Here is a 9950-nt window from a genome sequence, read left to right as displayed (position 1 = left end):
AGGTCCCAGTTGGTCCAGGTGCCGTCGGGCCGGTTGTCGCGGAAGTAGACCCGCTGGTCGGTGCCGATGCCGTAGACGTGGACGGTGTTGTCCGGGGTGGCGGCGCTGGTGACGGCCTTGACGGCGTTGTCGTCGACCTTGACCCAGTGGGCCTCCCACCCGGCGGTGCCGGTGGCGTAGTCGGCGGTGATGGTGTGCAGGCGGTCGTCGCCGCCGACCACCTGCACGCTGACCGTGTTGCCGCGCGCGGCGGCGGTGATGTCCTTGACGCCGCCCGCGCCGCCGGGGACGAGGTCCCAGTTGGTCCAGGTGCCGTCGGGCCGGTTGTCGCGGAAGTAGACCCGCTGGTCGGTGCCGATGCCGTAGACGTGGACGGTGTTGTCCGGAGTGGCGGCGCTGGTGACGGCCTTGACGGCGTTGTCGTCGACCTTGACCCAGTGGGGGTCCCAGGTGCCGGTGGCGTAGTCGGCACCGGTGGTGTGGAGGCGGCCGTCGCCGCCGACGACCTGGAGGCTCACCCGGGTGCCGCGGGTGGTCGCCGTGATGTCCTGGACGCCGCTGGCGCCGCCGGGCACCTCCTGCCAGGCGGTCCAGGCGCCGCCGACCACGCCGTCGCGGGTGTAGACGTGGCCGTCGGTGCCGATGGCGAAGACGTGCACGGTGTTGCCGATGGCGATGCTGTCCACGGTGGTGTGGGTGCCGGGGCCGGCGCCGGGGCCGGTGCCGCTGTCGGCGAGCGCCCAGCGCTCGTTCCAGCGGCCGTTCCGGTGGTCGACGACGGTGTCCCACAGCGTGTCGTTGGAGCCGACGACCTGGAGGTGGGTGCCGGGCTTGACGTCGGCGGTGCGGTAGCGCACCTCCTTGATCCAGGTGCCGAGGTCGTCGACCCGGGTGCTGGAGGCGCCGGTGCGGGTCTCGGTCTCGCCCAGGCAGCCGCCCTGCCAGGACCGGGAGACGACGGCGACGAGCTCCGCGCCCGCGCCGCCCTCACGGACCACGGGGGCGCCGCTGTCGCCCTTGCAGAGCGCCGAGCCGCCGGTTCCGGTGGTGTCGATGGCGGTGGCGCGCACCGTGTTGAGGGTGAACGTCCCGGTGTGCAGCCTGCCGGGGATCCAGTCGGTGGCGGTGCGGCCGTACGCGGGCACCCGGAGGGTCTCGGCGGCGGTGGGCGTCGCGGTGGCGACCCGCAGCGGGGTGATGCCGTCCACCGGGGTGGCCAGCCGGGCCAGCACCAGGTCGCGCTCGGGGTGGGCGACCAGCCGGTCGACGGTCCGGACCGCGCCGGTGCCGCTCGCCCCCAGGTCGGTGCGGCCGACGGTGACGGTGGTGGTCCGGGCCGGGGTCTCGCCGACGCCGGTCGGGTTCGCGGGGTCGGTGGCGAAGCAGGAGGCCGCCGTGGCCACCCAGTACCGGTCGACCAGGGCGCCGGTGCAGGCGCGGTAGCTGTCGCCGATCGCGATGTGCGCGGTGTAGGCGTACGAGCCGCCGGCGGCGGGGGTGCCTGCCGTGGCACCGGCGGTGGGCACGGGGAGCATCGTGAGGGTGCCGGCGGCGAGGGCCGTGGCGAGGGCACTGGTCCTGAGGGTCCGGATGGGCATGCGGGAGGACACGTCGGATCTCCGAAGGGTGTTGGGCCGGGGCGGCCCGTGCCGGAGCGAGGAGGGCGGGCGGCACGGGATGAACGTTTCGTCCGTCGCTCGCTCGGGTGGACACGGGTGCTGAGTCGCGCGGGCAGGGTCGGGAGAGCTTTCGCCGCGGGCCGTCACGGTGCGGTTCGTGCGGTGGCGAAGCATCCATAAGGTAGCAGTGCTCATGATCCTTGTGGAGTGCTATCGGTCGTGCGGGAAGCTCTTCCGGCGGAGGGCGGCGCCGACTTCGGTGGCCCTGTCGGGCATTTGATGCTTTGTTCACGTACTCACGCATGTCCCGTATGGGAGGAATGCAGTGCTCGTGCCCGTGCGGACGGATCGTGGTCGTCGCATCCGCCCGTGGGGAGGGTGGTGGGCTCCGTGCGGCCGGGATGCTCGGCAGGTGCAGGCGAATGCCGCATCGAGCGGCGGGCGCCCGATGCGGCATTCCTGGGAGGCGGGTGCGGATTTCCGGTGATTCAGACTTCGGTGCCGGCCGCCAGCTCGATGAAGGCGGCCCATGCGGTGGGGTCGAAGGTGAGTCGGGGGCCGGTCTTGTCCTTGGAGTCGCGGACGTGGACGGTGCCCGGGGTGTGGGCGACCTCCACGCACTGGGCACCCTCGTTGCTGCTGTGGCTGCTCTTGTGCCAGGTCGGTTCGATCACGCCGACTGCCTTTCGGTCAGGCTTCGGTGGTGGCGGCGAACTTGATGAAGGCGGCCCATGCGGTGGGGTCGAAGGTGAGTCGGGGGCCGGTCTTGTCCTTGGAGTCGCGGACGTGGACGGTGCCGGGCGTCCGGGCGACCTCGACGCATGCGGCGCCCTCGTTGCTGCTGTGGCTGCTCTTGAACCAGGTCGGCTCGGTCATGGGTCCAGGATGCGCCGATGGCCCGCCGCAGGGAAGCGGCGGGCCATCGGCGGGGTGCTGTTTCAGACTTCGGTGGTGGCGGCGAACGTCACGAACGCCTCCCACGCGGCGGGCTCGAAGGCCAGCTGCGGGCCGCTCTTGTCCTTGGAGTCACGGACGTGGACGGTGCCGGGCGTCTCGGCGACCTCGACGCACGCAACATCCTCGTTAGTGCTGTGGCTGCTCTTGAACCATGCTAGTTCGACCATGCCTACCGCTCTCCCAGAATTTGCTCGATCAAGGCCAGTGACTCGCTGAGGCTCAGAGCCTGAGCCCGGATGCTGCTGTACCGTGCGGCCATATTACGGACCTCGGCCGGGTCTGTGACGAGACGATTCACGTGCTGAGCCGCGACATACCCGAACTGACTGCGCCCGTTCGGCGTGAGCAGGATGAACGAGCCCCCCATTCCGGCATGGCTCAGGCGGTCGAGCGGCATGACCTGGAGCTCAGGGCCTCGCATCTGACCGACTTTGAGAAGGTGATGAAGCTGCTCGGCGTGCACATCCCGTCCTCCAAGGGGGCGCCGAAGGACGCTCTCGTCAATGACCCACGTCACCACCGGCAGGGGCCAGCGCGCCAAGACCTCTTGCCTGGCCAGTCGTGCCGCCACCCACTCGTCGATCTGCTCGGTCGCGAGCAAAGGGCGCCGCATTTCGTACAGTGCTCGGATGTAGGCTTCGGTCTGCAGCAGTCCAGGGACCACCATCGTGCTGTAGTCGTGGATCTCGATCGCTTTCGACTCCTCCGACGTGAAGGCGCGAGCGAACGCCGGGTGCCGCTCGCTCACCCGGATCTTCGCCTTCATCACGTCGTCCGCGACGAGCTTCAGCGCCCCGCCCGCGCCCACCGCGTCGTCCACCTTCGCGAGGATCTCGACTCTCGGCGTCCGCTTCCCCCGCTCGACGGCGCCCAGCATGTCCTCGCTGTAGCCGATGATGTCGGCCAACTCCCGCTGCGTCAGCCCCGCCCGCTCGCGGAACATCTTCATCAGCTTCCCCACCGCGCAGTAGAACTCCGCGACCCCGTCCGAGTTCTCCGCCGTCTCCCCGTCGTCGAAGACCGTGCGCTCGACACCGCTCACCATGAGACTTCCCCCTGCTCAGACGTGTTTGCGACCGAATGATCCGGGACGCGCCGACCGGCGGACCCTCCGCATCCGCACAGGCACGCTCCGTGCTTGCCGGACTCATGGTCAGCGTACGTCCGGGCCGTCAGGCTTTCTCCCATGACGACCGAAATTCCGCTCGACAACCCGCGCCGGCACACCGCCGCGCTCAACGCCACGCCGAAGGGCGCCTGCCTCTGCCGGGCGATCGCCAGACGTCAACTCGCCGACTGGGGAGTGGAGTCCACGAGCGCTGAATTCGCACAGACGGCCCTGCTCATCGTCGCGGAGCTGGCCTCGAACGCGATCAGGCACGGGCGTGTTGCGGGGCGCGGGTTCGAGCTGCACCTCTGTCTCACCACCGAAGTGCGCCGGGGCGCCACCCTCCGGATCGAGGTCTCGGACTGCCGGGGCGACCGCCTCCCCGTCCTCCCGGCCCCCGCCACCTGCGCCTCGGACGGCCAGTCGGGCCGGGGGCTCATGCTGGTCGACGCCCTCGCGGACCGCTGGGGCACGCTGCCGCGCGACCCCAACGCCAAGACCGTCTGGGCCGAACTCGACCTCGCCGATGCCCGCTGAACCCCGCCATAGCGTGCCGCCGCCCGCCGTCGGCAGCGCCGCGCTGTGCACCGTGCTCCCGTTCGTGCTGCTGCTCGCCCTGCTGGCCTGGGTCTACCCCCTCACGACCCGTCACCACCACGGCGCGCACCCGCACCCCGCCCCCCGTCCCGCCTCCACAGCGGCGACGCCCCGCTGACGCGCCCGGAGCGGGAAGCCGGCCGGTCCGGCTTCCCGCTCCGTCGTGTACGCCCGGGGAATGATCCACAGTGGCACCGGGGGATCACGGGCAGTCGGCCCCGGTCGTCCGGTGAGCCGACGACGGCGCGTCGGCGCGCGTGATGTCGTGGGACCACCGAGCAGACGCACCGTTGCAGGAGAGACACCGCATGAAGTCGCACACCTTCCGCCGGGCGGCGATCGCCGCCGCCGTCGCCGTGGCCGCCGCCGCAGCCCCGTCCGCCGTCGCGGTGCCGGGGCCCGATGCCGTCCAGCGCCAACTCGAAGCGCTGGTCCGGGAGGACGGCGCGCCCGGGGCGCTCGCCGCCGTCAAGGGGTGGGACGAGCGGACCCGCACCTACACCGCCGGCGTCGGGGACGTCGCCACCGGGTCGGCCGTGCCGCGCGACGGGCGGGTCCGGATCGGCAGCAACACCAAGACCTTCACCGCCACCGTGGTGCTCCAACTGGTCGGCGAGGGCCGGCTGGAGCTTGACCGGCCGGTGGAGACGTACCTGCCGGGGGTCGTCCGGGGAGAGGGCATCGACGGCAACGCCATCACCGTCCGCCGGATCCTCCAGCACACCAGCGGGCTGCCCGACTACACCGCCCACCTCGGCGACGAGGTCCGCCCCTACCGGCCGCGCGAGCTGCTGGAGATCGCGCTCCGCCACCCGGCCGACTTCGCACCGGGCGACACGTGGGCCTACAGCAACACCAACTACGTGCTCGCCGGCCTGATCGTCGAGGAGCTCACCCACCGCACCCTCGCCGAGGAGATCGACCGCCGCGTCGTCCGCCACCTCGGGCTGCGGCACACCTATTTCCCCGCCCCGGGCGAGGCGGTGATCCGCGGGGCCCACCCCCACGGCTACTACCGGGAGTCGGCGGCCGGACCCCTGATCGACATCACGGACATGGACCCCTCCTGGGCCTGGGCGGCCGGGCAGCTGGTCTCCACCCCCGCCGACCTCAACCGGTTCTTCGCCGCCCTGGCCGGCGGGGACCTGCTGCGGCCCGCCGAACTCGCCGAGATGCAGCGGACCGTGGACGCCGGACGGCCGTTCGCCCCCGGCTCCGGGTACGGCCTGGGGCTGGTGAGCACACCGCTCTCCTGCGGCGGGGTGTACTGGGGGCACGGCGGCAGCATCCCGGGCTACGAGACCCGGGGCGGTGCCACGGCGGACGGGCTCGCGGCCGAGGTGACCATCACGGTCCAGCCCGGCGACACGGCGACCGCCCGGCACCTGGAGGCCGCCGTGGACACCGCGCTGTGCGCGGCGCGACGCGCAGGGTAATGGGAGGGTCATGCAAAGGTAAATCCTTACCCCGCAAGGGGGGTGACAGCCAGGCACGTTGTCCCTATGGTCCAGACCTATGTTTACGAGAACACGCCTGACCGGCCCGCTCAGAAGCGTCGGCGCCGCGCTCGCCCTGGCCCTCGCCGCGGCGACCGCCGGTGCCGGCGCGGCCGAGGCGACGCCCAAACAGCCGACGCCGCAGCTCACTTGGACGGACTGCCCGGCCGAGCCGTCCGGCGCCCCGGCGGACCCCCGGCTGCGCTGCACCACCCTGCGGGTGCCGCTGGACTACCGGGCGCCGCGCGGGCGGACCATCGAGATCGCGGTGTCCAGGCTCCCCACCGCCAAGCCGGGGCTGCGGCGCGGCGTCCTGGTGCACAACGGCGGCGGCCCGGGCGTCGCCAGCCTCCACCTGCCGACCGCCCAGGAGGCCGGCTACCCCCAGGAAGTGCTGGACCGCTACGACCTGGTGAGCTTCGACCCGCGCGGCGTCGGCCGCAGCACGCCCGCCACCTGCGGCCGGACGGCCGCCGAGGTGCCGTACGAGCTGGTCTTCGCGTTCCCGGCCCCGGACGGCTCGATCGCCCCCAACGTGCGCTACGCCCGCGACCTGGCGCGCGACTGCCTGGCCGGGGACCGCGAGCTGCTCCGGCAGATGACCACCGCCAACACGGCGCGTGACCTGGACCGGATCCGGGCCGCCCTCGGCGAGTCGAGGATCTCCTACCGCGCGGCGTCGTACGGCACCTACCTGGGCGCCGTCTACGCGGAGCTGTTCCCGGGGCGCACGGACCGCTTCGTGCTGGACGCCAACGTCGACCCCAACGTCACCTGGACCGACCGCCTCGCCGCCTGGGACCGCGCGAGCGAGCTGCGCTTCGCGGACTTCGCCGCCTGGGCGGCCGAGCGGGACGCCACCCTGCGGTTCGGTGCGACCCCGGCCGCCGTGCGCGCCAACTACCTGGCGCTGGCCGCGAAGCTGGACCGGACGCCGGTGAACCACCCGGTCGCCGGGCCGGTCGACGGCAACCTGTGGCGCACGATCTACCGCCTGGACTCCTACCACACCGCGCTGTTCCAGGAGATCGCCGACTGGTGGCGCTTCCTCGCCGACGACGGCGCCGGCCCGGTCCCGTACTGGTGGCTGGCCAAGGGCCCCTCGGACATCCCCGAGGACAACGACGTGATCGGCCTGACCGCGGTGCTCTGCGCGGACGACGCCGCGCCGCGCGACCTCTCCCGGTACCAGCGCAACGTCACCGAGAGCGGGCGGCGCAACCCGATCCTGAACGGCATGGGCGCCAACGTCTGGCCCTGCGCGTTCTGGCCCGCCCCGGTCGAGCCCGCCGTCCGGGTCACCGACCGGGGGCCGGCGAACATCCTGCTGCTGCAGACCGAGCGCGACCCGGCGACCCCGCTGGTCGGCGCCCTGGGCATGCGGAAGGCGCTCGGCAAGCGGGCCCGGATGGTCACCGTGGACAGCGGCAACCACGGCGCCTACGACCGGTGGGTGCCGTCCTGCGCGGTGACCGCCGCCGACCGCTTCCTGAGCACCGGCGTGCTGCCCGCCCGCGACCTCTCCTGCGCCCCGGACCCGGTCGCCCCGGCGGTGGCCGCCTCCGCCCCCGCGGCCGTGACCACGGCGCGGACGTCCGTCCTGGGCTGACCGCGCCGACCGGCTCGGCGGCCCCGGTGCCCGACGGGTCCGGTGGATCCCCCGGCGTGTCCCCCCTACCGGTGCGGGGGACACGCCGGGCCAGGACATCGGCGGCGGTCGGTCCTACGGCACCGGGCAGGGCCGCAGGACCATCAGCGATTCCTCCGGGGTCGCCACCATCGCGAAGGGGAACCGGTCGAGTTCGAGGCAGAGCGCGACGTCCTCGGGGTGGGCCCCTTCGCGGACGCCCGTCGCCAGCTCCGTGGCGGCGCGCGACTCGCCGGCCCGGCGCAGGAACCCGGCCGGGTCCGTCGCGGCCCCGGCTGCGCGCCCGGCGATGTACCGGGCGCACGCGAGGTCCTCGTCCGCGCGCCCGTCCTCGCCGGTGACCACGAACGTGACGTCGTCGCACCCGCGTGACCGCAGGAGCCGGGCGGTGGCCTCCGCCACCACGAAGCCGGCACAGAGCACCAGCGAGGCGTCCTTGACCGCCAGGGCGCCGACCGTGCCGGCGGTGGTCTTCTGCACGACGGTCCGCCCGCCGAGCTCGGCGGTGCGCAGCAGCCCCGGTGAGTTGACGAGGTCGAACCCGGGCGCCGGCGGACCGTCCTTGAGCGCCACCCAGTCCGGGTGGCGGGCCTTGAGCGCCAGCGCTTCCTGCGGCGACGCCGCGAGCACGATCCGCTCCGCGCCCCGGGCGAAGGCCCACGCGGCCACCGTGTACGCGCGCATGACGTCGATCACGACCGCCACCGGCGGGGTCCCGGTCAGCTCGGGTATCCCGAGGAAGCGAGTCTCCATCCGCTCATGATCGCCCACGGCGGGCCCGGAGTCCCCGGCAACGGCCGGAAGTGGCGCTCGTCACGCCGTGCGGCTCCCGGAGTGCCGAGCGTCACAGCGCGGGGGCCGGACGGTCCGCGACTGCCCGTCCGGCCCGGTGGCGCACGGCCGGCGGCGGCCCGGCACGGGCCGAGGTCCCGTCCGGTTCGGGACCTCCGGCCCCTTTTCGGCCGACCTTCGCCCCGCGGGGGCCCGTGCGTCGCCGGGCAACTGTGGACGGTCGCCCGGTGACGCCGGGCGAGCGGACCGCCCACCACCGTCTACGCGGCGCACGGGTGCACCCGCACCCGGACGCGCCCGGAGGACCCGACGAATGTCACGCACCATCGACAACGCCCCGTATACCGGCTTCCACCGCAGGCTCGCGCTCGCCTGCTCCGGAGGGCCGCTGCTCGACGGGTACATCCTGAGCATCGTGGGCGTCGCCCTGATCGGCATGCAGCCCGAGCTGGGGCTCTCCACCGCCGAGGTCAGCCTGATCGGGGCGGCCGCCCTGGTCGGCATGTTCGTCGGCGGCGCGCTCTTCGGCGTGCTGACCGACCGGATCGGGCGGGAGGTGATGTACACCGCCGACCTGCTCGTGATGATCGTCTGCTCGGTGCTGTCCTTCTGGGTCGACGCGGTCTGGGCGATCGCCCTGCTGCGCTTCGTCCTCGGCATGGCGGTGGCCGCCGACTACCCGATCGCGACCTCGCTGCTCGCCGAGTGGCTGCCCGCCAAGCACCGCGGGCGGCTGCTCGGTCAGCAGATCGTCGCCTGGTACGCCGGTGCGGTGCTCGCCTACCTGACCGGGTACCTCTTCCTCACGGTCGGCGGGCCGGGCAGCTGGCGGTGGATGCTCAGCAGCTCCACCGTGCTGTGCGTGGTGTTCCTGGTGATCCGGCACGGCTCGCCCGAGTCGCCGCGCTGGCTGGCCGCCAACGGGCGGGTCGGCGAGGCGGTCCGGCTGGTCGAGAAGCACCTCGGGGTGCGGGTGGACGGCCGCGAGCTGATGCCCGGGCCCGCCGCCCCCGGCGCCCCGACCGGCCTGCGGCTGCTGATGACCCCGCCCTACCGGCGGCGGACGCTCTTCTGCGGGCTCTTCTTCCTCTGCCAGGTCGGCCCGCTGTTCGCGATGCTGACCTTCGGCCCGCAGCTGCTGCAGGCCTTCGGCATGCCCGGCGGCACGGTGCTGGAGACCCTCGGCACCGGGCTGATCAGTCTGGTCTTCCTGCTCGGCTGCTACCCGGCCCTGCGTCTGATCGACACCTGGGGCCGCCGGCCGGTGATCGTCCGTTCCTTCGCCCTGATGATCGTCCCCCTCGCCCTGCTGGGCGTCTGGCCGGACGCCCCGGCGGCCGTCGTGGTCGTCGCGCTCTGCGCGTACGCCTTCCTCTGCGGCGGGCCCAACGTGCTCGACTGGACCTATCCCAACGAGCTGTTCCCGACCGAGGTGCGGGCCACCGCGGTCGGCGTGGCCACCTCGGTGAGCCGGATCGGCGCGGCCGTCGGCACCTATCTGCTGCCGCTGTCGCTGACCGGGCTCGGCACCGGGCCGACCATGCTGATCGCCGCCGGGGTCACCGCCTGCGGTCTGCTGGTGAGCGTGCTCTGGGCGGAGGAGACCCGGGGCACCGCGCTCGGGGCGGCCTCCCCGGTGCCCGCCCCGGCGGGACGCGCCGCCGGGCGCGCGCCGGTGGCGGTGCGCTGACCGGCCGCCGTCCGCGCCGACGGGCCGCGCCCCCGCCGGGGAC

11 protein-coding genes are annotated in these 9950 nt (G+C 73.3%); 5 read left to right on the top strand and 6 right to left on the bottom strand.

The genetic code is table 11. The features are described from left to right. From ACFCX4_RS30560 to ACFCX4_RS30540, 5 genes are all read right to left on the bottom strand, one after another. Nucleotides 1-1598 (bottom strand): trypsin-like serine protease (locus tag ACFCX4_RS30560; protein ID WP_376149471.1); only part of this gene is annotated, 1598 nt, incomplete at its 3' end. Between the two features lie 509 nt (nt 1599-2107). Next, a complete protein-coding gene (locus tag ACFCX4_RS30555; RefSeq protein WP_376149468.1) occupies nt 2108-2293 on the bottom strand; it encodes a DUF397 domain-containing protein in 186 nt (61 codons plus the stop codon). Nucleotides 2294-2309: 16 nt separating this feature from the next. Further along, nucleotides 2310-2495 carry a DUF397 domain-containing protein gene (locus ACFCX4_RS30550; RefSeq protein ID WP_376149465.1) on the bottom strand — a complete coding sequence of 62 codons (186 nt, stop codon included), beginning with the start codon at nt 2493-2495 and terminating at the stop codon, nt 2310-2312. Nucleotides 2496-2557: 62 nt separating this feature from the next. Further along, nucleotides 2558-2743 (bottom strand): DUF397 domain-containing protein, encoded by a 186-nt coding sequence (locus ACFCX4_RS30545; RefSeq protein WP_376149462.1) that lies wholly within the window; start codon nt 2741-2743, stop codon nt 2558-2560. A gap of 2 nt (nt 2744-2745) precedes the next feature. Beyond that, entirely contained in the window at nt 2746-3621 is an 876-nt protein-coding gene (locus tag ACFCX4_RS30540; RefSeq protein WP_376149459.1) for a helix-turn-helix domain-containing protein, read from the bottom strand. Nucleotides 3622-3762: 141 nt separating this feature from the next. On the opposite strand from ACFCX4_RS30540, the gene ACFCX4_RS30535 reads away from it, so the two are divergent. The 4 genes from ACFCX4_RS30535 (at nt 3763) to ACFCX4_RS30520 (ending at nt 7386) form a co-directional block, all read left to right on the top strand. Beyond that, nucleotides 3763-4221, top strand: coding sequence for an ATP-binding protein (locus tag ACFCX4_RS30535; protein WP_376149456.1), 459 nt, complete (start codon nt 3763-3765; stop codon nt 4219-4221). Then, a complete protein-coding gene (locus tag ACFCX4_RS30530; protein WP_376149453.1) occupies nt 4211-4399 on the top strand; it encodes a hypothetical protein in 189 nt (62 codons plus the stop codon). Before ACFCX4_RS30535 ends, ACFCX4_RS30530 begins: the two co-directional genes overlap by 11 nt. A gap of 190 nt (nt 4400-4589) precedes the next feature. Then, nucleotides 4590-5717: a serine hydrolase domain-containing protein gene (locus ACFCX4_RS30525; protein ID WP_376149450.1), complete on the top strand. Its 1128-nt coding sequence runs from the start codon at nt 4590-4592 to the stop codon at nt 5715-5717. A gap of 79 nt (nt 5718-5796) precedes the next feature. Further along, nucleotides 5797-7386, top strand: a complete 1590-nt coding sequence (locus tag ACFCX4_RS30520) for an alpha/beta hydrolase (protein WP_376149447.1) — start codon at nt 5797-5799, stop codon at nt 7384-7386. Between the two features lie 114 nt (nt 7387-7500). Here ACFCX4_RS30520 and ACFCX4_RS30515 read toward each other — a convergent pair whose 3' ends face one another. Beyond that, nucleotides 7501-8178, bottom strand: a complete 678-nt coding sequence (locus ACFCX4_RS30515) for a 2-phosphosulfolactate phosphatase (protein WP_376149444.1) — start codon at nt 8176-8178, stop codon at nt 7501-7503. Between the two features lie 352 nt (nt 8179-8530). On the opposite strand from ACFCX4_RS30515, the gene ACFCX4_RS30510 reads away from it, so the two are divergent. Then, nucleotides 8531-9907 carry an MFS transporter gene (locus ACFCX4_RS30510; RefSeq protein ID WP_376149442.1) on the top strand — a complete coding sequence of 459 codons (1377 nt, stop codon included), beginning with the start codon at nt 8531-8533 and terminating at the stop codon, nt 9905-9907. Nucleotides 9908-9950 lie beyond the last annotated feature (43 nt).

This window comes from Kitasatospora sp. NPDC056327, assembly GCF_042261735.1.
In the GTDB taxonomy this organism is placed as follows: domain Bacteria; phylum Actinomycetota; class Actinomycetes; order Streptomycetales; family Streptomycetaceae; genus Kitasatospora.
Note: the sequence above shows the minus strand (reverse complement) of the source record. Positions and strands in the feature narration are given on the sequence as shown.

Excerpts from the sequence above, each read along its gene's own strand:
- ACFCX4_RS30550 (WP_376149465.1), bottom strand. The coding sequence starts at position 2,495 with ATGACCGAGCCGACCTGGTTCAAGAGCAGCCACAGCAGCAACGAGGGC.
- ACFCX4_RS30545 (WP_376149462.1), bottom strand. The coding sequence starts at position 2,743 with ATGGTCGAACTAGCATGGTTCAAGAGCAGCCACAGCACTAACGAGGAT.
- ACFCX4_RS30540 (WP_376149459.1), bottom strand. The coding sequence starts at position 3,621 with ATGGTGAGCGGTGTCGAGCGCACGGTCTTCGACGACGGGGAGACGGCG.
- ACFCX4_RS30535 (WP_376149456.1), top strand. The coding sequence starts at position 3,763 with ATGACGACCGAAATTCCGCTCGACAACCCGCGCCGGCACACCGCCGCG.
- ACFCX4_RS30530 (WP_376149453.1), top strand. The coding sequence starts at position 4,211 with ATGCCCGCTGAACCCCGCCATAGCGTGCCGCCGCCCGCCGTCGGCAGC.
- ACFCX4_RS30525 (WP_376149450.1), top strand. The coding sequence starts at position 4,590 with ATGAAGTCGCACACCTTCCGCCGGGCGGCGATCGCCGCCGCCGTCGCC.
- ACFCX4_RS30520 (WP_376149447.1), top strand. The coding sequence starts at position 5,797 with ATGTTTACGAGAACACGCCTGACCGGCCCGCTCAGAAGCGTCGGCGCC.
- ACFCX4_RS30515 (WP_376149444.1), bottom strand. The coding sequence starts at position 8,178 with ATGGAGACTCGCTTCCTCGGGATACCCGAGCTGACCGGGACCCCGCCG.
- ACFCX4_RS30510 (WP_376149442.1), top strand. The coding sequence starts at position 8,531 with ATGTCACGCACCATCGACAACGCCCCGTATACCGGCTTCCACCGCAGG.